The organism is Aureliella helgolandensis (assembly GCF_007752135.1).
In the GTDB taxonomy this organism is placed as follows: domain Bacteria; phylum Planctomycetota; class Planctomycetia; order Pirellulales; family Pirellulaceae; genus Aureliella; species Aureliella helgolandensis.
Map to the genome: position 1 here is coordinate 6,540,232 of NZ_CP036298.1, position 22,826 is coordinate 6,563,057.

The 22,826-nt window shown below is 55.5% G+C and carries 18 protein-coding genes; 8 read left to right on the top strand and 10 right to left on the bottom strand.

Features of this window, described 5'->3' with window-relative positions:
- The first annotated feature begins 47 nt into the window (after window positions 1-47).
- On the top strand, window positions 48-881 hold the full coding sequence (locus Q31a_RS22945) for an SDR family NAD(P)-dependent oxidoreductase (protein WP_197355551.1): 834 nt from the start codon (window positions 48-50) through the stop codon (window positions 879-881).
- Window positions 882-883: 2 nt separating this feature from the next.
- On the opposite strand, the gene Q31a_RS22950 is transcribed toward Q31a_RS22945, so the two are convergent.
- From Q31a_RS22950 to rnk, 4 genes are all read right to left on the bottom strand, one after another.
- The gene (locus Q31a_RS22950) at window positions 884-2,329 is read right to left on the bottom strand and encodes a sigma-54-dependent transcriptional regulator (RefSeq protein ID WP_145082942.1); all 1,446 of its coding nucleotides are present in this window, start codon (window positions 2,327-2,329) and stop codon (window positions 884-886) included.
- Complete coding sequence (locus tag Q31a_RS22955) at window positions 2,322-3,506, bottom strand: sensor histidine kinase (protein ID WP_145082944.1); 1,185 nt, start codon at window positions 3,504-3,506, stop codon at window positions 2,322-2,324. Before Q31a_RS22955 ends, Q31a_RS22950 begins: the two co-directional genes overlap by 8 nt.
- 5 nt (window positions 3,507-3,511) lie before the next feature.
- Entirely contained in the window at window positions 3,512-4,786 is a 1,275-nt protein-coding gene (nhaA, locus tag Q31a_RS22960; protein ID WP_391575343.1) for a Na+/H+ antiporter NhaA, read from the bottom strand.
- 343 nt (window positions 4,787-5,129) lie between these two features.
- Window positions 5,130-5,546 (bottom strand): nucleoside diphosphate kinase regulator, encoded by a 417-nt coding sequence (gene rnk, locus Q31a_RS22965; RefSeq protein WP_145082949.1) that lies wholly within the window; start codon window positions 5,544-5,546, stop codon window positions 5,130-5,132.
- 92 nt (window positions 5,547-5,638) lie between these two features.
- Here rnk and Q31a_RS22970 point away from each other — a divergent pair, with 92 nt between their 5' ends.
- The gene (locus tag Q31a_RS22970) at window positions 5,639-6,286 is read left to right on the top strand and encodes a c-type heme family protein (protein WP_231690903.1); all 648 of its coding nucleotides are present in this window, start codon (window positions 5,639-5,641) and stop codon (window positions 6,284-6,286) included.
- 9 nt (window positions 6,287-6,295) lie between these two features.
- Complete coding sequence (locus Q31a_RS22975; protein ID WP_145082951.1) at window positions 6,296-6,760, top strand: DinB family protein; 465 nt, start codon at window positions 6,296-6,298, stop codon at window positions 6,758-6,760.
- 320 nt (window positions 6,761-7,080) lie between these two features.
- On the opposite strand, the gene Q31a_RS22980 is transcribed toward Q31a_RS22975, so the two are convergent.
- Window positions 7,081-9,336: a SulP family inorganic anion transporter gene (locus Q31a_RS22980; protein ID WP_231690904.1), complete on the bottom strand. Its 2,256-nt coding sequence runs from the start codon at window positions 9,334-9,336 to the stop codon at window positions 7,081-7,083.
- A gap of 403 nt (window positions 9,337-9,739) precedes the next feature.
- Between Q31a_RS22980 and Q31a_RS22985 the strand changes: the two genes are divergently transcribed.
- From Q31a_RS22985 to Q31a_RS23005, 5 genes are all read left to right on the top strand, one after another.
- Window positions 9,740-11,395: a sensor histidine kinase gene (locus Q31a_RS22985; RefSeq protein ID WP_145082955.1), complete on the top strand. Its 1,656-nt coding sequence runs from the start codon at window positions 9,740-9,742 to the stop codon at window positions 11,393-11,395.
- Between the two features lie 35 nt (window positions 11,396-11,430).
- The gene (locus tag Q31a_RS22990; protein ID WP_145082956.1) at window positions 11,431-12,882 is read left to right on the top strand and encodes a sigma-54-dependent transcriptional regulator; all 1,452 of its coding nucleotides are present in this window, start codon (window positions 11,431-11,433) and stop codon (window positions 12,880-12,882) included.
- Window positions 12,883-13,338: 456 nt separating this feature from the next.
- Entirely contained in the window at window positions 13,339-13,548 is a 210-nt protein-coding gene (locus Q31a_RS22995; RefSeq protein ID WP_145082958.1) for a hypothetical protein, read from the top strand.
- A 326-nt stretch (window positions 13,549-13,874) separates the two neighbouring features.
- The gene (locus Q31a_RS23000; protein ID WP_145082960.1) at window positions 13,875-14,636 is read left to right on the top strand and encodes a carbonic anhydrase; all 762 of its coding nucleotides are present in this window, start codon (window positions 13,875-13,877) and stop codon (window positions 14,634-14,636) included.
- A gap of 572 nt (window positions 14,637-15,208) precedes the next feature.
- Window positions 15,209-16,381, top strand: a complete 1,173-nt coding sequence (locus Q31a_RS23005) for a tetratricopeptide repeat protein (RefSeq protein ID WP_145082962.1) — start codon at window positions 15,209-15,211, stop codon at window positions 16,379-16,381.
- 29 nt (window positions 16,382-16,410) lie between these two features.
- Here the strand turns inward: Q31a_RS23005 and Q31a_RS23010 are convergent, their stop codons facing one another.
- From Q31a_RS23010 to Q31a_RS23030, 5 genes are all read right to left on the bottom strand, one after another.
- On the bottom strand, window positions 16,411-18,795 hold the full coding sequence (locus Q31a_RS23010; RefSeq protein ID WP_145082964.1) for a hypothetical protein: 2,385 nt from the start codon (window positions 18,793-18,795) through the stop codon (window positions 16,411-16,413).
- A gap of 125 nt (window positions 18,796-18,920) precedes the next feature.
- Complete coding sequence (locus tag Q31a_RS23015) at window positions 18,921-19,739, bottom strand: hypothetical protein (RefSeq protein ID WP_145082967.1); 819 nt, start codon at window positions 19,737-19,739, stop codon at window positions 18,921-18,923.
- Window positions 19,739-21,523, bottom strand: coding sequence for a cyclic nucleotide-binding domain-containing protein (locus Q31a_RS23020; RefSeq protein WP_145082969.1), 1,785 nt, complete (start codon window positions 21,521-21,523; stop codon window positions 19,739-19,741). Before Q31a_RS23020 ends, Q31a_RS23015 begins: the two co-directional genes overlap by 1 nt.
- Complete coding sequence (locus tag Q31a_RS23025) at window positions 21,523-21,816, bottom strand: hypothetical protein (protein WP_145082971.1); 294 nt, start codon at window positions 21,814-21,816, stop codon at window positions 21,523-21,525. Before Q31a_RS23025 ends, Q31a_RS23020 begins: the two co-directional genes overlap by 1 nt.
- Complete coding sequence (locus Q31a_RS23030) at window positions 21,817-22,698, bottom strand: DUF6655 family protein (RefSeq protein WP_145082973.1); 882 nt, start codon at window positions 22,696-22,698, stop codon at window positions 21,817-21,819.
- Window positions 22,699-22,826: the final 128 nt, after the last annotated feature.

The window sequence follows — 22,826 nt, forward strand, 5'->3', positions numbered from 1 at the left end:
GCAGATCTCCCCATCGCAATACGCTATCCGCGCGATAGCGAGTTTCGATGCACCGTGAAAACTTGGAGCGGAGTGGTCCCATGCCGGTTGCCGTCATTACTGGAAGTTCGTCGGGCATCGGCCGGGAAACGGCGCTCGAGTTTGCTAGGAACGGATACTCGGTCCTACTGCATGCCCATCGAAACGTGGCCGGGCTCCAAGAGACGGCGAATCGGATTCGAGCGCTGCCCTCTCCACGCGACGCAGATACTCTTGAAGCTAGGCTGCGCTGCATAACTTCTGACATCGCTTGCCCAGCGGCTTGCCGAAGTCTGGTCCAAGCCGCTTTTGCTTGGCAGGGGAGCGTCGATGTTTGGGTGAACAACGCCGGTGCCGATGTCCTGACCGGCTCCTCATCGAGCCAGCCCTTCGAAGAACGCTTGCAGTTGCTACTTAATGTCGACGTCTGCGGTACGATTCGCCTCTGTCGCCTCGTGTGTCAAGAACTCGCCGATCGCTCCATCACGGGCGGATCCATCACCAATATCGGCTGGGACCAAGCGAGTCTGGGGATGGAAGGGGAACCAGGGCAGCTCTTTTGTACGACTAAATCTGCGATCGAATCCTTCAGCCGCGCCTTGGCCATGTCTGTCGCCCCACGGGTTCGAGTGAACTGCGTCTGCCCGGGCTGGATCCAGACTAGCTGGGGTGTCGAGCAAGCGTCCGACTACTGGGCTCAACGCGCCACCAACGAATCGTTGCTCCAGCGTTGGGGAACTCCGCAGGATGTAGCCTGCTGCATCCGCTGGCTGGCCTCCTCCGACGCAGCCTTCATCAACGGGCAGTCGATTGCGGTCAACGGAGGACGCCGATTTTCCGCCCCTCCCACCAGGGAATCTTAGAGCTACTTACGGAACTCTGCGGCGTTGATACCATGCTTCTTGAGCAACTTGTGCAACCCCTGCCGTGACATACCTGCCTGAACGGCCGCCTGGGATACATTCCCCTGCTGCTCCTCAAGCAACATCCGCAAATAGCGCATTTCCGCCCCTTCCATGACAGCATGCAGAGTGGCTTGCTCTGGCTCGACTTGCCCTAGCTCGCCCCGCCCGGAATCGCCAGCAATCGCGTGCTCGATGGAGACACTTTTCTGGAACGAGTGGGGCAAGTCGGCAACGTCGATTTGCTCACCTCGCGTCAACACCAATCCCCGTTCGACCACATTCCTCAGTTCCCGAATGTTGCCGGGCCAGGAATACCTTTCAAAACTTTCCAGCACTGCCTCGGTGAATCCTGTAATCTTAGACCCCGCTGGACGCAGCAGTTTCAGAAAGTGATCGGCCAGCAAGCGGACATCTCCCTGCCGCTCACGCAACGGGGGGAGTTCAATATGGACCACGGCCAAACGGTAGAACAGATCGCGTCGGAATCGCCGGGCATTGACTTCCATTTCCAAATCTCGATTCGTCGCACACACAAATCGGGTATCGATTTGAATGGGAACCTGCATCCCTACGGGTGTGTACGTCTGCTCCTGGATGACCCGCAGCAGTTTGGCCTGCAATTCGGTCGGGAGCTCACCGATTTCATCAAAGAACACCGTTCCTTGGTCGCTCATCCCAAGCAGGCCGTTTTGGTCGTTGACGGCTCCTGTAAATGAGCCTTTGCGGTGCCCGAACAGCACCGATTCAAAGAGGGTCTCGGGGATGGCAGTGCAGTCGATAATCTGCAACCGGTGACTTGCTCGCCGGCTTGCTGCATGGAGGCTACGGGCCAAGACTTCCTTTCCAGTGCCACTCTCCCCGGTTATCAAGACGCTGGCGTTGGTGCGTGCCACGCGCGACACGACATCAAAGATCTCCAACATGCAGGGGCTTTCCCCAATCACATCGTGAAATACGTTAGGCCCCGAAGCGTCCTCTTGGTCATCTGGGTGCATTTCAGCTTGATCCGCTAAATCAGAGCGTCCGTGAGCCGAGGTGGCTAGCACCCGACGAATACTCGCCAGCAGATCTCCGTACTTGACGGGTTTCAGCAGATAGTCGGCGATCCCCAACCTCAGACTCTCAATAGCCGTCGGCAACGAGGGGACGCCCGTAATTACGATTAACGGAACCCGTGGCCACGACTCGCGCCCCTGCTTGAGCAGCTCAAGCTGAAAGTTGCCGGGCATGTTGAGATCAGACAGGATTAAGTCAAAGGGCTGTGCGTTGAGCTCCGACAAGGCCAACTCGCCATTTGCCACGCACACACACTCGAACCCCTCTTTGCGCAACAGCGCTCCGGTCGTCCGCAAATACAACGGTTCGTCATCCGCCACCAAAATTCGAATTGCCCGCTCACTACCCATCGGATGCCCCCCAATTCGAGTCAATGCGCAATGGGAATGTCGCCAAGAAGCGCGAGCCTGATCCCAACTTCGTATCGACCTCAATGCTGCCGCCCATGGCTTCGATCAGACTTCGCGAGACGGACAGACCAAGCCCCATTCCCGATCGAGGATCATTCCCCTTGGTACTAAAAAAGGGATCAAAGATATGAGGAAGCACATTGTGTCCGATGCCGCTTCCGCGATCGGTAACTTGCACACACACCGATTTCGAATCGTAAGCCACCGTCACCGACACTTTTTCACCCGACGGTGAGGCGTGGATTGCATTGCCCATGAGGTTGTAGAGTATCTGCTTCACTTCGCCTTCAGGTAGCAAAACGAGCTGGGGGTCGTTCTCCAGCTCCACGTCCAGATGAACTTGATGCTGTCGGGCATTGCTCTGCAACAAATAGCTGACTTCAGAAATGATGCGTTGAAACGAAAACTCATTGGGCGGTTGAGGATTGCGTCGATACAGCTGATACATTTGGTGCACAATGGAACTCATGCGTTCAATTTCGCGGTCGATTAATTCCAACAATTCATATTGATCATCCTGTGATGAAAAATCGACTTTGATGAGCTCAAATGCGTTGCGAATGCCCGCCAACGGATTGTTGATTTCGTGGGCAACCCCAGCTGCCAACTGACCTAAAGCCGCCAGTTTTTCCATCTGACGACGCTGTTTTTCCAGTTGCCCAATCCGCGCCGTACGCTCTTGAACCAGCTGTTCCAAATGCTCGGCGTGCAACCGCAGCTGCTCGCGCATGTGGATGCGTTCAGTAATGTCTCGAACGCTGGTGCGAAATCCTAAGTGAACTCCCTGCTGGCTATGCATCGGCTGCCAGGAAACAGCCATCCAGTGCGTCTGACCATTTCGATGCACCAACCGATATTCTAAATGGTTGTGCGAGGTTCCCGCTCTGGCTTGGTTGAGCATCTCAGCAATGCGTGGTCGATCACTCAGCGCCGTCATCGGCAATGGATAATCTTCCATCATCAAACACTCTTCCTGGCTGTATCCTGTAATGCGTTCCACGGCCGGATTGACCCATACCAGCTTTCCATCCGGGGCGTGCCAACTCTCCCAATCATAGGTGCAGTTGGCGACCGCACGAAAGGCTGCGTCGCTAAGCGCATCAGTCCTTACATCCATTTCGCTCATAGCCTCTCAACAGGTTTGGGAAGGGTCCGCCACAACAGGCCCATGCCGAGTGTAACGGCAATTGCCGAACCAGCCAGCACACCCACCTTAGCGGTATCAAGCCCTTGCTCACCAAAGGCTAGGCCTGCGATGAACAGCGACATGGTAAACCCGATACCGGCCAAAAATCCGGCTGCCGATAGCATCTTCCAATTCAAATCCCCCGGCAACCGCGCTACGCCAATCTGGATGGCCAGCCAACTGAATAATACGATGCCCAGCGGCTTACCGAGCACGAGTCCCACCACGATTGCAATCGCAATGGGATGGTTCAGGTCGGTCAGTTGCAACGGAACCCCCGCGTTTGCCAGCGCAAAGAGTGGCATGATGACAAAGCTGGTCCAAGGATGCAGCGTCGTTTCCAAATACTCCAGTGGAGAGATTGTCTCGCGCGTGACATTTTGCATACTCCGCACGGTGTCGGCACGATGCCTCCGCGACTCCCATCCGTCTCCTTCAAAGATCTTACCCACGCGTCGCAGTAGCTTGCGAAACGCCCCGGCCGAAAGATACGCGCGGGCTGGCGTCATCAGGCCTAGCATCACGCCCGCCAGCGTGGCATGAACTCCCGATTCGTGCACGGCAAACCAGACCCAAGCCGCGACAGCGCAGTAGACCGGAATTCGACGAACACCAACACGCATCAGCAAGTGCACAATCACGATCCCAACACTTGCCACCACCAACCAACTCAGATCTAGATCACTGGTGTAGCCAATCGCAATGACCACAATCGCACCAATATCGTCAACAATTGCCAAGGACAACAGCAAGATTCGCAGATTGTGTGGAACGCGAGGTCCCAGAATTGCCAAACATCCAACCACAAACGCAATGTCGGTGGCCATCGGTACCCCCCAGCCCCGCATCGACGGTTGGCCAACATGCATAGCCATGTAGATACCTGCTGGGACAACCATGCCACCTACTGCTGCCGCAATGGGAAGAGCAGCCTGCCGAAGATCTCGCAACTCCCCCAAGACCACTTCGCGACGAACCTCCAGTCCAATGACGAAGAAAAAGATCGCCATCAATCCATCATTGATCCAGTGCTTCAGTGAGTGGCGAAATTCAAAATCTGCAAACGAAAATCCAATCTCCGTGTTCCATAGCCCCAAATACCACTCCGAGAGTGGAGAGTTCGCAGCCACAACCGCCACCAACGTGCAGAACATCAACACAACGCCACTGGAAGCTTCAATATTCAAGAATCTCCGCAACGGTCCGACCAATCGATCAATCGGCTGCTGGGGCAATCTAGGTGCTTTCTTCGGCTTCTTCGGCAAACCAACCTCCGTTTAGATTTAAGTGCGCAGCACGTTCTACCTGCCGCTATGTTCCAACTCTATCCCGACACACCCTGCAGCGACTACGAACAGCGACAGTGTCACTTACCGAACACACTACACCTGCCGTCCAGCGCCCCAATGCATCCACGAGGACCATGCGTTTTTGGGGGACAAGTCTCTCATCCTCGACCGCTGAGCAACTCCGAGGGAATGCCGCCGATCGAATACGTGGGACGTCAAGTATAGGCGACAACGTGCGCATGACACCGCAGGTAAGCAGGCATCTTTAAAGGTGGAGCACGCCAGTCCGCTCGGGTTGAAAGACTAACTCTTCAATTCTCAGTTGACTCGTTCCACTCGGCACATGCCAATTGACTAAATCCCCTTCGCGATAGCCTAGAATCGCCGTCCCAATTGGTGCCAGAACAGAGAGTTTTCCCTCGGCAATATTAGCCTCTTCAGGGTAGACCAATGTATACGTCTCCAACTCGTCCGTCTCCAAGTCTCGGAGCACTACAGTAGAGTTCATGGTAATGACGTCCTGCGGTACTTTGTCGCTTGAGACCACCTCCGCCCTTGTCAATTCATCGCACAAATCGCGGATATACTTCTTGGTGTCGATCGCTTGTGCAACATTCCCACGCAGCAGTCGTTCTAAGCGACGGCAGTCATTCTCTGTCACGATGATTTTTTGCTGTGCCATTTATTTATCTCGGTTACCATTGACTCAACGAACTTCAACGAGGCTCGATAGCGATCACTTCAACAGTGAATGCTAGATAACAAGCAACTCGCGTGCCGGACTACTTTGCCATGAAAAATCACTTGCCCAACCTTTCCATTTGGCTGCTGAGCTTCGCGACGCTCACCGCGCTGATGCAATTCCGGTATCTACGGGAGTCTCCCTCTACGTTTACGTTGCCAACCCAGGTTGCAGTTCAATCAGAATTGGAGGTTGAAGTCACGAAACAGCGACAGAGCAATACCCCCGCCACGCTCACCGCGGCGCGGTGGCGAGCCCGAGCACTTCACGAAGCCTTTCATGGAGCGTTACAAGTCATGCATCGCGACTTCTTTGATGACGAGACGAGCCATACCATTCCGTCACAATCGCTGGAAGATGTTTTCGAAGAGCTGGCAAATTCATACGATGTTCGTCTGCGTTGGTTGGCGGTCAATGCCGATGCACTGAACGCCGACCACAAACCTCAAAATGAGTTTGAACAAGCGGCGGTACGCGCCCTGGCGAAGGGGCTGCCCGAGTACGAAGCTCTCACCGCAACCCATTTCCAATTCGCCGGAGCGGTGCGGCTCTCCTCCACCTGCCTTAAATGTCATGTCCCTCGCCGCACAAGCACCGAAGATCGCATCGCTGGCCTGGTCATCACCATGCCCATTCCAGAGGACTTGAGTCCTCCTCACTCTAGCAAGACCCGAGATTGATTTCCTACTATGTCCCATTCAAAACTGCTCGAAGACTATGCTGCTGGACCGCAGCTGTTGAAACGTGCCGTGTCGAATATGACACCAGAACAAATCGACGCGTCCCCCATTCCCGACCAATGGTCCACGCGTCAAGTCATCTGTCACATCGCTGATTTTGAACCCGTTTACGTGGATCGCATCACACGTGTTCTAGTCGAGAACCGCCCCACCTTCTTTGGAGGTGATCCCGACCAGTTTGCGGCCAAGCTACACTATCAGCAGCGCGACCTCGAGCACGAATTGCAGTTCATCGAAGTGACTCGACGACACTTGCTCGGTATCCTACGCCAGGCGAATCAGGCAGACTTCCAGAGAGTGGGCTTGCATAGCGAAGCTGGCCCCATGACGGTGGAACAATTACTCAGTAATATCTCTGGTCACATTCAGCACCATGTAAAATTTATCGACCAAAAACGACAAGCTCTCCAGTAGTCAGCCATCGTGACAACACGACCTAGGGCTCAACAACTCAGCTCGCGTTGGAGCACAGGACGTTCGCCTCATTGCGGTACCTTAATGCTGAGCAATCCTGGGCCCTCAAGCACCTGGATTGCCTGGTGACCGACTCGCTTTGGGTGGGCGAACTGGGCGGTTCAATTAGACGGCTGGATGGTAGCCGCTCGCCCCACGCCGCTCCGGCGAGTCATTCCAAGCCCTCGTTTCACAACTTCTCTTGTTGAACGCGGCCTGATGGACTCACCGTCACGACGCACCCGGAGATCGTCACACACGGCCATCGAGAAGGGCCGACACTAGCTCGTGAGAGTTCTTTCGGCCTTGGACTCCGCCGGCGGATCATTGGCGAGGAAGTCAATTTTTCCGGTCTTCACATCGTACAGAGCTCCCACAATTAGCACCTTGCCGGAGTCAACAGCAGTTTGCATGGCTGCGCTGCGCTGCGTAATTTGCTCGACAATCCGCTGGATGTTGCGTCGGGCCACCTCATCCACAAACGACTCGCATTCAGACTCAGACAATTGAGTCGCATGTTCACACTCATCGACGCTTACCGAATGATTAATTTCGTCAACGATTGAGTGGAGGTTTTGACAACCTTCGGGGATGCTGGAGGTAGGATCGGCCAGTAGGTGCACTGCCGAAGTGACGGCACCGCAGCGTGTGTGCCCGAGCACGACCACCAGTTTAGCACCAGCTACGGTCACTCCGTACTCGATACTGCCCAACGACTTGGTACCAATCACATTTCCCGCTACGCGGACGCTAAACACATCACCGATGCCAAGGTCGAAGACGAGCTCCACCGGTACGCGAGAATCGATACAACTGAGTACCACCGCCAATGGATTTTGTCCTGCAGCAGTAGCGCCAACTTGGCTCCCGAGATCGCGTGATAGCCGACTATCCGTGTGGAATCGATCGTTCCCGGCACGCAAAATCTCTAAGACTTGCTGAGGTGTTACCCGATCTTGCAACTCACGCGTTGAATAGTCTGCAAACTGGAGCTCATCATTCAGCTTGTACTTGTCTCGGAAACCACGCAAGCTAACCGAAACGCGTCGAGCCGGGCCAGCGTTCTCTTTGTAATCCCGAATCAGACTCAGGACATCGGGATCAATATAGTCCGAATGCGTTGCATCGATCAGCAGTTGAGTACCAGGCTCGGCCGAACTGAGCAGTTTGTCGAGTGCACCACGATTCAGGAAGCTGACCTGATTGGAGAGTTCTACTCGTATCACTTCGCCCGACGCATGCTTCTCGACGATGCGACGCAGAGGGTGCCTCAAGTTACTGTTGAGAATGAACAACACACTGACGATCAAACCAATCACGATTCCGATGAGCAAATCGGTGAATACGATCGAAACCAGTGTGACAATGAAGGGTACGAATTGGTAACGTCCTTCGGCCCACATTTGGCTGAACAATTTGGGACTTGCTAACTTGAATCCAGTAACCAGCAGAATTGCGGCCAACGCCGACAGCGGAATCAAGTTGAGATAGACCGGGAACATCACCACGCAGATCAGCAAGAAGATGCCATGCATAATCGCAGACAGCTTCGAATTGGCCCCTGAATTCACATTCACTGAGCTACGTACGATTACCGAAGTAACCGGAATCCCTCCGACCAGACCGGCCACAACATTACCGCATCCCTGTGCCAACAACTCTCGGTTGGGAGGCGAATTGCGGCGGCGGGTATCGATCTTGTCAGCAGCTTCCAGGTTGAGCAGCGTCTCCAACGAGGCAACGACCGCAATTGTCACGCCGGCCACATAAATTGCCGGGTTAAGAATCTCTCGAAAATCTGGAAACTGCAAAAATCCGGTCAGCTCCCTGAAACTCTCCGCCACAGGAATCTGCACCAAGTGTCCGGCATCGACCGACCATACGCCCCCCAAGCGAGAGAACAGCATCTGCAAACCGACTCCGAAGATGACCACGACCAGAGGCGCGGGAATATTCGATTTCTTGAAGATGGTGAATCGCCCCCAAGCGAGCAGCAGAGCGATCGACGCGAGACCGATAATGGTGGCGCCAATATGCAAATCACCCGTAAACAACGTTCCAATTTCGGAGAAGGTATTGTGCTCATCGGGCTGGGCAAAAGACATTTCACCGTCGGGATCCGAATCATGGCCCAACAAGTGTGGAATTTGCTTGAGGATCAGGATCACGCCGATGGCCGCTAACAATCCCTTGATCACGCTGGAGGGAAAGAACGCGGAAAGGGCACCCGCGCGGGCAATCCCCAGCCCAATCTGAATAACACCGCCCACGACGACGGCTAGCAGAAAGGCGTTGAACGATCCCAGCCCGGCAATCTGCGCCGCTACCACAGCAGTCAAACCGGCTGCCGGTCCGCTAACGCTGGTATGAGATCCACTCAGGAGCCCCACCACAATTCCACCGACAATCCCAGAGACCAAGCCAGAGAACAGGGGCGCTCCCGAGGCGAGTGCAATTCCCAAACAGAGTGGCAATGCAACTAGAAATACGACCAAAGCGGAGGTCGTATCTCGCGCAATATTGGAGGGAGTAAACATTGAACTGCGCGACGCTTCCATATGCGGTCTCAATCACTTTTTGCAAAAACTGAACTTGGCGGGTACCAGGGCGGCCAAGGGATCTCTGGGAGAGTTCTAGGCCTAGTGGTGCGTTAAAAAGAGGTTCCTACCCTCAAGCATTGCAAAGTGAGTGCCAAAACTGGCGGAATTCTAGCTTTCGCGAGTTGCATGGAAACGCCGAGTGTTTCCCTGACTAAACTAATCCTCATCCCCCAATTGCCAGCATTCGCAGGCGGAAAGAGGTGACCGAAAAATTGCCTCGACGGTTGAATATCGACATTGGACAAGTCGAAACTCGCCATCCTCCTCTGGCCTAGCTTTGCCCATTCTTCTTCATTACAACAAAACACTTCACTCAATATTGCTTTCAAAGGCGCCGGCCATGCGGCTGCACAATAAAATAACTTTTGCGACGGCGGCAACCAGCCTTTTGCTGCTCAGCCTGGGGGTTTCCGGGGCGTGGTATGTGTTGCGATTGCAACATAGCAATTCCATGGTGCTCGACGTTGACGTCAACAGCATTCGCGCTGCGGAGCGTCTGGAGATGATCGTTCGAGAAATGCGCCACGAACTCGATCGCTTCCTCCGAACTGAAGAGCTCGCGCACCTCCAACATGCGAGAAATGAACGTCCGCAATTGGACGAATGGCTACGCCAGTCTCAAGGACTCTCATTATCTGAAAAGGAAAAGCGAATCGTCCAGGAAACTCAGAGGGGGTTGAGCACTTTTTTTGCGGAACTGGACAGAATCGCTGAGCAGGCTGCCACAACGAAAACCGAAGAGGATTTCCAGCTCCTCAAGACAAGGGTGGAGCAACTCGATAGCGAGATACTGACGCCCAAAGTGCTGTCGGCCGCGGATGACTACCTAGCCCTCAACGAGCTGGAATTGCAGGAGAGCAACCGCCAGAACAAGGCGATGGCCGAACGACTGGCGCTGGCCTTGCTGCTCCTCGGTACCTGCGGGGCGATCGCGGGACTCGTGGCCGGATACGGCGTGGCACGTGGTATCAGCCGCTCCATTTTTCAATTGAGTGTCCCCATTCGTGATGTTGCCGGCAAGCTGGACGAAGTGGTTGGACCGGTGGCGATATCCACCGATCCGAGCGTGGCTGATTTGGAGAGCGTGCTGCAGAACGTCTCCTCCAAAGTGGGTGCCGTTGTAGAACAACTCCACGCCCGCCATCGAGAAATCATTCGCTCGGATCAATTGGCCGCTGTCGGACAACTCGCAGCAGGCCTCGCCCACGAGATTCGAAACCCGCTGATGTGCATGAAGACCTTGGTGCAGTCCTCTCGGCGGAAAGGAGAAGCCGGGACGCTCACGGCACACGACTTGACCATCATTGATGAAGAAATATCGAGACTCGAAAACTTGATGCAGGCCTTTCTCGATTTTGCGCGACCAGCCAAACTTGAACCTCAGGTTGTCGACGTTGGGCAGATCATCATGCAAACAGTCGACCTCGTCTCCAAGCGTGCTGAAATGCGGCACATTGCGCTCGGCCATAACCTGGGCGGCACGGAGGTCCAAAGTACCGGCACGCCCGGACAAGGCCTTGACACCCCGCTACCCTCACACATTCTAGGCCTCGCCCCCACGTTGAATGTGCTGGGTGACGCCACGCAACTGCGACAGGTCCTACTCAACCTGTTGCTCAATGCGTTGGACGCAGTTGAGAATGGAGGCCGCATTTGGATCGAAGCCGTTTCCGAAACGGCGTCTCCCAAGAAGCTGCCCGCCTTGGTAACACCAGCTTGGAACAACTCCCAAGCAACGCTATGTTTGAGGATTACGGACAACGGTCGCGGGCTGCCCGCCGAAGGTCGGGAGCGCATCTACGAACCCTTCTACAGCACCAAAGAAACGGGGCTCGGATTGGGACTGCCCATTTCCAAGCGGATCATTGAGACCCACCACGGGCACCTGGAAGCTAAAGATCGACCGAGTGGCGGTGCTATTTTTGAAATTCGCTTGCCACTTCACCGCGTGACGCCTAGCCCCCTAGGCGAGGTTTCCATACAGCGCAGTAGATAGACGCTAGCACCAGCCCGGATCGAGAAAGTCACCACGTGTTGAAACTATTAATAGTCGATGACGAACCCAACCTCCTTTATTCACTGAAAAAGGGGCTTGAGTCCGACGATCTTTGCGTCATCACCGCCGAGACTGCGGAACAGGGAATTGCATCGGTTCGCGAACAACGGCCGGATGCCGTTATTCTCGATGTACGTCTGCCCGACATGTCCGGCCTCGACGCCTTCGCGCTCATCCAAGCCATCGATGCGCGGCTCCCAGTAATCATCATCACAGCGTTCTCCACCACGGACACTGCAATTGAGGCGATGAAACGCGGAGCCTTCGAGTACCTACTCAAGCCAGTTGAATTTGAGCAACTGTACAACACCGTTAATCGTGCCCTAGAAATTAGTCGCATGAGCCGGGTCCCAGCCACATTCGAAATCGCTGGCATTGAAGACGCCAATGCCGATCAGATCGTCGGTCGCTCGCAAGCGATGCAAGAGGTCTACAAAGCCATTGGGCAGGTTGCGCCGCAAGACGTCAATGCTTTGATTCTGGGGGAGAGTGGGACAGGCAAAGAAATGGTAGCGCGTGCCATCTATCAACATAGCCGACGAAGCCAAGGTCCGTTTTTGGCGATCAATTGCGCGGCGTTACCCGAGGCGTTATTGGAAAGCGACCTCTTTGGTCATGAGCGAGGGGCGTTCACCGGGGCAGAGCAACGTCGTATCGGCAAATTCGAACAGGTCGATCGAGGCACCATCTTCTTGGATGAAATCGGTGACATGACGCCCGCCACGCAGGCCAAGGTCCTGCGGCTATTGCAAGACGGCAGCTTCGAACGCGTCGGTAGCAACGAAACCTTGCGTGTCGACGTGCGCGTTATCGCTGCCACCAATCGCAATCTAACTCAGATGGTCCAAGAAGGGGACTTTCGCGAAGATCTCTTCTACCGCCTGAGCGTCTTTACTCTTGAACTTCCTCCGCTGCGCGAACGACCCGACGATATCCCCATCTTCGTTGAACACTTTGTCCAGCTCTTCAATCATGGCTTCGGCAAACAAATCCGAGCCATCCACCCCGAGACGCTCCGCCTGCTGCAAAACTACCGCTGGCCAGGCAATGTGCGCGAACTACAGAGCGCCATCAAACATGCTTTGGTTCGAAATGTGGGTGAAGTCCTCTCCCCCGATTCGCTGCCAGCTACCTGCCGCGAATCGCACTCGACCACCGCACAACAACAAGCCGCTCCGGTCGATGCTGAAGTTTTGCGAGACTACATCAGCCGCCTGCTCGACGATGGCCATGCCGACATTTACTCATCGCTCCACAATGAGATTGACCGGATCCTGCTACCGGAAGTTCTCAACCATGTCGACGGCAACCAAGCCCGCGCCAGCGAAGTTCTGGGGATCGCGCGAAGCACGCTTCGCTCGAAAATTGCCGACCTGGGCTTGTTGTTCGAAAAGCGGTTGAAATCCGACTCGGGGCGCAAAGAATAGGGAACAGATGCCGTAAAGCAACAGCGGCACTCAGAACAGTAAACGCCACCAAACTACGACAGCCAGCCCTATCCCGCCGCAGACCAACACCTTCAACGGCATAGGAAATTCGCTCGGTGAAGATGGAAAATCCCTGGCCAAGATCGTAGATTCAACGGTGATCGCCCGCTCAGAATCTTGATCTCGGCCAGGGTGGGCGCATCCAAACTGGGAATGCTTGCTTCGCACAGGGACCACTGACTGAATTTCCGCTGTGTTGCTGTGGGGAGTGTCGTCTACCATGCTATCTTCTGAAGTTAGACACTTGACTTGTTCGTGAGTCCGACTCAGCCACGCAAAAGACATGCCAAAACCCTGCCGCACCTCCCGCAATTTGCCACACATTAACGGCAGTTGCCCATCCTGACCAGCTTTAGGTGCCCGAATTCAAGAGCTCGCCTCAGAAAGTTTCGCGCCATGGAATGTGATCTTGAAAGTAGCCTCGTCGACTGGATTATCGAATACCCACAACTCGAACGTCTCTTCCAAGAATTGCAGCTGGAATACCACTGTGGCGGCCGGTCGATGGAATACGAATGCCTGCGACAAGGATTCAATCCGCAGCATATCCTTTCATTGATTTCTCAAGCAATTTCCAATTCCGAACCGCATGCAAAGGAGGATTGAGTCGTCTCCAATTAGAGACGTTGTCAACGCCCGGAGACGCAATGGCGTCTGCATCCACGCATGCCGTCAGTTGCATCTGCTGTTGGCAGGGCTCTTTCCCCGCCGCCTTACGCGTGCCAACCATACCACGCGAGGCCGGCAAGCCCATCCTTCCACGCAACCCTAGTGGCAATCGTCAGCGAAGGCAATATTATCGCTTTTATGAGAGGTTTTGCGGAAATAAGACAACCCTTCCAGCCTCATGGCATGTTGATTGCATTGAAAGGTGATCCAGCGAGCATAGCCCGCTACTCCTCGATCACATAGGCGAGAACGATTGCAACAGCATGAGATGCACGACTCACAACTCCTCCTTCGTCCGGGCCAGGCTGCAAGCCGCATGGCATCGGATCAGCTCAATCTTGTCGGTACCTGCTAGCCCTCCAAGTGCCGCCGCACGTGGTTCGCAGCCCCGTAGACTCCACCGCTTCGAACCGCAACACTTCAGCTCGCTCAGTGCACTGCGGGCCTCAGCGAACAGTGGTGCGCGTGAGATCTTCTTGATTGGTTGCTCCGACCAAGGTCCAGCCCTCGAGGATCTCTCTTTCGCACCGCCAGATTCGATGCTCATTCAACAAAACTTGGCTGCCTCCATTCCCTCCGCTGGCAATCATGACGATGTGACCTCTTTGGCCACCGTGGAATACGCGGTAGCCCTCGCACATGCGCGGCATATCATCGTGTGTGGCCATACCGCTTGCCAAGTGATTCCCTACTGGTTGAATTCAACGGCTCGCGCTCACAACGCCTGTCCGTATTACCTGCAGTTCGAACGGGAGGTTCGACGGGTTGTGGATAGGGAGTACGGAAGTCGAATCTCCGCTACCGAGCGCCTCCGCCTCATGCTGGAAGAACAAACGCTGTTCCAACTTGAAAACCTCCAGGCGCTCACGTGTGTCCAGCAACGGCTAGCAACGGGCGAGTTGCACTTGCATGCTTGGTTAGTCGACGACGCCACCGCGCGAATCAAGACCTATCTTCCTCAATCCGGCCAATTCATTCCAATTGAAGAATCCTCCGCTACCCCACCGGTGCCTTGTCACCACTGACTGCTACAGCCAGCAAGAGGCCCACGCATCCTCCCCCCTGCACGCATTGGCCAGCTAGCATTGAACGCAAGCTGACGGATGGCTACCACCGATCCGCCCGCATTCGACCTGGCCAAGTTCACGGACTCTGTAGACTGAGGCTCTCGCCAACATCACAGCGAAGATGGGCTCCGGTGATAGAACTATTGCAATGCGAGTGTTAACGAACTCTCATCCCGACGCGAAACGGCTGAAATCGGCAAACGCACAGCCAACGCGGTCTACGACAACTACCCTCCGAACGCCGCGTTCCCAGTCCTTCTTGACGCGGGCTCCCCGCTTTTGGTAACTCCTGGACTCACGATCCCACCGCATCCGAGGATGCGGCCTGGCGACTCAGAAATTTAGTCCCGTAAGGAGTGGTAGGCGCTAAATGTCGGCGAACTGAAGTTACCGGCGGTGCCCCTCGCTACCGACTCAGCGAGCGATGAGTTTTAGCTAGAACGTAGCACAAGGCTTCAGCGGCATGCATCGATGGACTCGACCTCCTCAGGGTAGGCGAAGTGTGCCCATGTCTCGATTTGATCTGTTTAATGCTTGCTATTATTACCCGCTCTCAATCCCTGCTTGACACGCGATCGACTTGGTTCCGAGTTGCTCTCTTGGTAGGAATATGCTGGGTGGCCCAAACGGGCTGTCGGCGACGCATACCGATCCACGTTTGGCAGCCTGCTCAAGTCGAAACCGGCCCTCATACAAAAATTGCGTTGGCCCCAGTGGCGGGCGATTCGGAATTGGCCCGCAGATTTGAAGATGCGTTGATGGCCCAGCGTCCCTCTGCCAGTGCCGATGTCGCTCTGTTCACCTCGGAACAACTCCTGGCTCGCTCGCCCGTGCGACTGGCATCTACTTCCGCACTCAACAACGACTCCATCGCTATCGAAGCAGCCAAAGCAGTCGGTGCCACTGTTCTACTACAGGGTGAAGTCGTTACCTCTGATATGGATCTGTCGGGTACCGAGCGGCCGCAACCCAGCAAAGTGGATTACAACAATCTCTTCTTTGCGAAACGCAATCAAGGCGATTCCAAGCAGGAGAAACTACTCATTTCGTGGCGAGTTGTCGACGTTGACTCGAGTAAAACCATTGGCACGCACGTCACCTCACTGCGCACCGAAGAGGCCAGACAACAATATCCCGACCTCGATGCCCTGAGTCAGGACGATACCGATTTACTCATTTCGGCGAGTGCTCGGGAAACCTGGAAAGCCGTTTCTCCCATCGTTGTCCAGGACGAAGTCAAATTAGCGGTCCCGTATTTCCAATTAGGATCCTGGAGTGTTCGCCGTGGCGTACGGGCAGCCAAGCGGGGCGACTGGCAAGCTGCGGAAAAACACTGGCAACGCACTGCCGATATTTTCTGGTTCAATGCGGCAGCCCAGCATAATCTCGCCATCGCGATGGCCGCACGAGAGGATTTCAGCAACGCCAAACTCCAATTGCAAAAGGCCACTGGACCGCTCGCCTTTCGCCTGCCGCACGAATCGCTGTTCTGGCTCGATTCCCATCATCGCGCCTACTATCAAGCGCATGGACTCCCCAAACCGTCCGAGGGTTGGGCCTTTCCAGATCCCGAGGATTCGCCGCCATTGACTCCAGCCCCACCTATTGAGCTGGATGCTTTGCCCTGGTGGACTGCCATCCCCTTTGCCAAACCGCCAGGATGGACGTGGGTGGACTGGCTAACGCAACCCTGGGTCTACTGAGCCTCGGCTCGATGCCAAGGGACCACTGCTTATTTCAAAGACTGCGACCAGTTGAACCCTGGCGTACCGACGTGATAGTTATGGCAAACCGTGCATCCGTCACTAGCAGCGCCGGATCGGTGGCAGGCAACGCATTGCTCTAGCTTCATCGGCACGAATTCGTGAAACCCTTCCGATGAGTGCGTAGAAGCAACCGCTCCCGGACTTTCCTCGGCCGACGAGAAGCTCACCATCTGAGCTGGCCTCGCAGGATCTACCGGCATGCTCGCCTGCGCCGCAGCCGATGGTGGCTGATCCTGAAGCACATGGCAATAGCGACAATCATCCAGCGCCGGCAACGTTAGATGGGGTGTGTGATCAAACTTGGTGAACGGTCGCGTCTTCTCGGATCTTGAAACGACTTCCCAATGCGCCCACGCACTTGCCACCAACTGGCTTCCCATGGCTTGTCCAGGATTTAGGAGATGGCACTCTGTGCAGCCTCCTAGAATCGCACTTTTGAGTTCCGCATGCCGGCTTCCCAACCCAATGGAATCACTCGCTTCGCTGCTCGTGCGCGCCTGAGTTGCATGATCCAACAACGATGCGAACTCCGCCCAAGCAGCCAACGTTCGATCGGCGTGCCCGCGTGGCATATATCTCAACGCTAATAATTCATTGTCCAAGAACCAACCACCTTGCGCAACATGCTGAGAACCGCGCCATTGTGTAAAACGCTCGTCGGCAAGCCCGCCGGCATCGCTTCCGCCGGTGGCCTGCAAATCTCCGGAAAGCAGCGAATCGTCATCCTCCTGCAGTAGCCCATCTCCAGACAACAGTCCGTCAGCGGCAGGTGCCCCGGTCACGGCCCTCTCGCGTTCCGGACTGCTGTTGAGGGCGTTGCTCAATGGCGGCGACGGCTGAACGCCGCTCGCATCGTTGGCTTCCTCTGCCAAATACGTCTCATTGGCATCATCAAACAGAGCATCATCCCCCGTGGTACCGCCGAGTAGCAAATCCGCTTCACCAGGCTTCAGCTGCAGATCTTTTGCGCCGCTCACTAAACGCGCCTCGAGGCGCCGATCGGCAGCCTGCGACTCTTCGTCCGGCAGCTGCGCACTTTCTCGCATGGCTGTCGATTGAGTTCGCGTCGCCAGTTGGTTGCTCGACGCTGGGGAGCGATCGGTGGCCAATTTCGAGTGGGCACCAAACCATTGCACCTGCATTTGCCGGAATAGGTCTGGAGGGATTCCTGCGCACATTTCATCAATCAAGAACAACTCATGGGCGCTCGCCTCTCTCCCGAGTCGCTGTTGCGCGACAGCCTCCAACCGCTGCTTCAAGGCCTTCTGCCCATTCTCCGAAACGTCAGCAATCAAGCGCCGAACGCCGATAGCAATGCGCCGCGTCGCGTTGGCTCGACCTAGATCGAGCTTGGGGATTTCTGCTAACTGCCCGTCCGCCGGTAGCCACTTGAGGGCGGGCGCTGCCATATCATCAGCGGCCAGGAGTAGTCGCAAAGCCACGGAGACCTCCCCCTCGTACCCGAACTGCGCCGCCGCCGGCCAATCTTGCAAATTCAATGCGTTGTTCTCTGAGTCTTGCGATTCGATACTGGGCAACTGCAGTATCGCCCATCCCTCGATCGACTTCGACTGCAGCGATTCAGCATGACAACGTGCGCAAGCTTGTTCAAATCCAACGGTCCGCATCACAGGTCCGACTGCAGAATCTTGACCTGGGTTCACGTGACAAACTTGACAATCGAACGTTTCATTTTTCTGAGAAAAGTATTTGCTGGCGTGGCTCGCGTGGTCAAATGCAATACTGCGTTTTGCACGATACGGGAAATCGTCAAACGGCGGATGTCCATCCGCAAAGCTGTGGAATTGTTCTTGATGGCATGACTGACACCTCGAATCGGTGATGGCTTTCAGATCTCCGGAGACACCGTGATGCTCAATGTGGCATTGCGCGCAACGGGTTGTGGTAGTCTCGCTGGAGGCGGTCGCGGCAGTGGAAATCCATCGTACCTTACTCTTCGAACTCAATTCCCCTTGCAAATGCTGAAGTTGTGCCGCGGTCAAATCGTGAGGACTTTGCAGGCTCGCGTCCGGCATATGCGAGGTATGGCATTTCATGCAAAGTGCGTCTTGGGTCACGCCGGCGCTAATTCCATGAGAATTGGGGTGACACATACTGCAACGGTCGGAAACTAGGCGGTTCCCTAATATTTGCGCATGCTTGCCCGATAGCTCCCCAGGAACAAACACCTGCTCGCGAACGGGGAATGCCATGCACAGCAGCAGCAAGCCGCCGACGAGTATGGCCGCATTGAGCGCCACGGTTTGTCGCGAAAACCAGGGACTTTTCTGAGGAATGCACGGACCAATTTCCGCATCCAGGCCACCCTCCTCCTGAACGGCGTTAGGCAAGGTTCGACTGCAGGCCCCGTGTTTGCTCGGTCCCAAGCGGCACGGACACCCCATTTGCTGATAACCGCACACCCAACGCGCATTGGGCCGCGCTCTCGGCCGCTCGAGGTCCTGGGGACGTTCGCTCACAACATGGCTCCCTGAAAGCGATAGACGAGCACCACATGCACGGCAATCATGAGGGCCAAAGCCCAAGTCAACGAGACGTGCAGCATGAACATCGTACGCAGTCGAGTCTGGAGTGCATGTTGAAAATCAAGATCATCCTTGGCCTGAACCATCGCGCTCAGGGACCGCCGACTCTGGATCCCATGTTCCGCCAAATACCGATCCAAATCATTGAGTTCACGCAACAGGCTTCGGCGGCGTAGACCGTTGGGGACAATTAAATACACCCACCGACGAGGCGTCTGGAAATAGGGCAACAACCGCCTCTGATAGTATTCTGCCAACGTGGCGCCTTCGCCATGTTCCGCGGAAGCCATGGCAACCTGGTGCGCCTCGCGCGCAACCGCCAGTTGCAAGGCGGGGACTCGCTCCAGCGGATGGTCCTTAGGAATGGCTGCCAAACGCTTAGGCATCGTTCGACTTAGCCGTCCCAAGAGCATCCCCGTTACGGCCACAAAGGCGAACACTGCCGCTAGGGCCGATTCAAACACACCACGAATCGGCCAACCAATATGCATGAGAAAGACAATGCTGGCGAAAGTCCCCATGTAAACATGCATTTGCATCCACATTGCCACGGGGCCCCAACGCGGGCCAACAAGCTGCTTGCGAGCCGACAACAAGTACAGACCGGCCGTGGACGCGATCAGCGTCCAACCGCTGAGCGTCGATTCATCCCCCATTCGCATCCGCGTCCACTCAAGTGCCAACGCGGTCAAGCCAACGGCCAACAGTGTTAGGGTAGTCGCAAAAACTCGCCGAGTGCGGTAGTTCATTATCCCGCCTTTCTGCCCATTCGTTGATTGACCTGCTTCACATCACTCATGTCGAGCCGAAAAAGGGCGTCGTGAGGACAAGCAGCTTGGCAGGAGGGTTGCTTCCCTAAATCCACGCAAAAATCACACTTCGACGCCTGCAAGATGGGCAGCCCCGTATTGCGATCGACTTGCGCCCTCCCCATCTTGTCCGTCGACATCACCATCCGAATGTTCTCATAGGGACAACTCTCCGCGCAACTCTTGCAACCGATGCAGGTCTGGTCATTGATCTGTACCAAACCCGATTCGCTATCCCGGTGAATGGCTCCGGTTGGACAGCCAATCATGCACACAGGATCTGCACAGTGCATGCAGGCCTGCGCAAACATCCATTTTCCATATTGTGGGCCTTCGCGTTCGAAGACTGGGGTGCCACCATGCGTATTGGCACATGCCTTCACACAGTCATCACAACGCGTGCAGCGATCGGTGTCGATCACCATCGCTTTGAGGCCGTTCATTAGTCTCAGATCAACCAAATACTCCAGCAATCCAGTCTCTACGCTCTGCTCTCCAATATCCAGCGGAGCGTCAATAACAGGTGCACCGAACTGATATCTAGGAGATTCAATTTTCTGCGGCAAGTCGGTCGAGCGAACAAAGGGAAGGATATGTTCGTTCACTACTTGTTTGGGAATAAACAAAGCATCGACATAGCCGATCGCCCGCAAGGATTCTTGGTAGGGCAGGGGGGCGGTCCCCTGCGCAAAGAGCAGGTTATGCGCCAATTCCTCCATGCCAAACACATGCCCCTTTCCTAAATAGGCCAAGGTTCGATGCCCAGCGCCTTGCCGTCGACTGAGCCTCGCAAATCCACCTCGCAGAATCCACACCCCCGTCGCGTAACTCCCCTCTTCAGCAATCAGCGGTTCCGCGGAGATCTTCTCTCGAGCTTGCTTGCCTGATTGCTTGCGGTACTCCGCATACCATTCCATATTGCCAAACGACTCCAATTTGGCCGACTCGACCACCGCTTCTAAATGGGATTCGGGCACAAAACGAAATTGTTTGGTTTCATGGAGGTGCGTTTGCAAGACGTCCCGGCGATAGCGTTCGTCTAGAATCGCCCGAAAAGCAGGGTCCTGCTTAAGCAACTTTAACCCCTGCCAGCGAATCTCCAACACTGTACAACGTGTTTCAGCCACAGCAGTGAACTCACGCGGAGAACGGGTAACCGCCGCCATCTCTCCGAACAATTCGCCCGCCGATACCGAAGTCGTTGAGTGATCCGCGAGAACTCCCGGAACGTCTTGCAAAAAGACTCGAGTCTCAGTCCCACTCCCGCGGTAGCCAATTTCCGCGGGACGCGCCGGCTGAGGCGTTTCGGCACGCCGCGGTTGGCGGCGCGTATCCTGTCCACCTCGGCGGTGGGTATTGCCCTTCCTACGCCGTTTGGAAAAGAAGCTCAGCCAATTCTGCCCGCTCCAGGCCGAGGACCTCTGCTGCCGATCACCGGGCAGCAAACGCGATAAGAAGATTCGCACATCTCCCTGCAGCACCAAATATGCGGTGCCTCCGTATTGCCCTTCTCGGAAAATTAAGTCGCCCGCTTCCAACTGCAAAATTCGCGAATCATTGCGCAACACATCATCCAAGGGTGTATTGCGAGCAAACCGTTCTCGGTCCATTTCGGAAAACGGGGGTAGCGCGAGTAGTTCTGCAACCGCCACATCTGTCATCGCTGCATCCAAGGGATGGCTCCAGCGATCAGGTCGTTGGATTTCAACCGATTCCAATGCCATCAGCGATACTTTCCATGCATGGCGAAATGAATGATTCGTCGGGCTAGCCTCTTGCCTCCCAATGCATGCAATAGATTCGAAACATGCGACTCATGTTCGTTATCGTCAAAATCGGAACCAAGCAACAGTGGTTTCAGCGGCAGGCACTCAACTTCCATCCGCTTTAATGCCTCACCGCAGCCCACAGACTCCGACTCTCGAGACGCGGAGCACGCAGGCCCGCGTATTCCCTCAGACAGCCCTCCAGGCGGCCGATAGATAGCCCCCGCTACCATGGCAACGTCCGTCCACAACTACGGCTTCTTGGTCGGTTCCGCCGATGTGGAGTCGGATGGGGCATCGGCTACCTCGGCCGATGCACTCTGCACGCTTGCATTCACAACAGCGTCGCTGTCGGGGTGCGTGATTTCACCAGGTTCGGGAGGCTTCTCAAACGTGTGGGAGCTCATGTATTCTGCAAAAGACGCGCTCTTGCGAACATCCACAGCATCTTGCGCGGCGGTCTCGCCGGTCATCAAGTCTCCCGCAAAGCGAGTTCGCTTGTAGATGGTCCCGCGCTGAAAGGGCCCCACTCCCAAAACCCAGGTATCCTTCGCATTGCTGGACGAACGCGCAACGCCAGACTGCCAATAGGGCTCGCGTGTCTCTCGCTCATAGGCAAACACGGCAATTTTGGCCGCACCGGCCGTCCGCTCATTGCGGGCCAAAGACATCTCGGGAAGGGCAGGGATCGCAGCACTCCCCCCCAACACGCTCGATGCCGCGGATAGAGTATTGCTAGCGGGTAATCCGTAGGTTACCGAATGGCCATCCAAGCCCAACGCCCCCATCCGCGCCTCGGCGATGAGCGTCGCCTCCTCACGCCCTTCCACCAAATACACTCCCGCAGAGACCATTTGCTGCCGCAACGAGCTGATTACGTAATCCGAGTCAACCAACAACGCGCTCTTCTGAGTCTTCACGTACGTGGTGTCCAAGTAGACCTTTTGTCCCGACAGTGGTTGAAAGTCGATTTTCGAGACCGCCGCATCCACCGCATCACTCAGCAGTAGTTGCTCGGTTGCCGTGTAACTCTTCGTCGCTCCACAGCCGCTACATCCCAAACCAATACAAACAATTGCGCACCATCGCACACAGAGTTTTAAGCGTTGAAAATGGCAAGATGCGGAACGCATAACGTACGCTCAGGATTCCAAAGTTTGGCGAGTTGGCAAGGTAGGCAATAATTGGTAGGCCGGACAGAGGTGCTGTGGAGGTACACTCCGACCAGTTTAGGACCACCGCTCACGCACGTAAAATCCCA

Bases quoted from the DNA above. Each gene is read 5' to 3' on its own strand.
- rnk (WP_145082949.1), bottom strand. From the start codon at position 5,546: ATGGCACAGCAAAAAATCATCGTGACAGAGAATGACTGCCGTCGCTTA.
- Q31a_RS22945 (WP_197355551.1), top strand. From the start codon at position 48: ATGCACCGTGAAAACTTGGAGCGGAGTGGTCCCATGCCGGTTGCCGTC.
- Q31a_RS22980 (WP_231690904.1), bottom strand. From the start codon at position 9,336: ATGTTTACTCCCTCCAATATTGCGCGAGATACGACCTCCGCTTTGGTC.
- Q31a_RS22955 (WP_145082944.1), bottom strand. From the start codon at position 3,506: ATGGATGTAAGGACTGATGCGCTTAGCGACGCAGCCTTTCGTGCGGTC.
- Q31a_RS22995 (WP_145082958.1), top strand. From the start codon at position 13,339: ATGGAATGTGATCTTGAAAGTAGCCTCGTCGACTGGATTATCGAATAC.
- Q31a_RS23030 (WP_145082973.1), bottom strand. From the start codon at position 22,698: ATGCGTTCCGCATCTTGCCATTTTCAACGCTTAAAACTCTGTGTGCGA.
- Q31a_RS23015 (WP_145082967.1), bottom strand. From the start codon at position 19,739: ATGAACTACCGCACTCGGCGAGTTTTTGCGACTACCCTAACACTGTTG.
- Q31a_RS22950 (WP_145082942.1), bottom strand. From the start codon at position 2,329: ATGGGTAGTGAGCGGGCAATTCGAATTTTGGTGGCGGATGACGAACCG.
- Q31a_RS23000 (WP_145082960.1), top strand. From the start codon at position 13,875: ATGAGATGCACGACTCACAACTCCTCCTTCGTCCGGGCCAGGCTGCAA.
- Q31a_RS23005 (WP_145082962.1), top strand. From the start codon at position 15,209: ATGCTTGCTATTATTACCCGCTCTCAATCCCTGCTTGACACGCGATCG.
- Q31a_RS23020 (WP_145082969.1), bottom strand. From the start codon at position 21,523: ATGGCATTGGAATCGGTTGAAATCCAACGACCTGATCGCTGGAGCCAT.
- Q31a_RS22985 (WP_145082955.1), top strand. From the start codon at position 9,740: ATGCGGCTGCACAATAAAATAACTTTTGCGACGGCGGCAACCAGCCTT.
- Q31a_RS22975 (WP_145082951.1), top strand. From the start codon at position 6,296: ATGTCCCATTCAAAACTGCTCGAAGACTATGCTGCTGGACCGCAGCTG.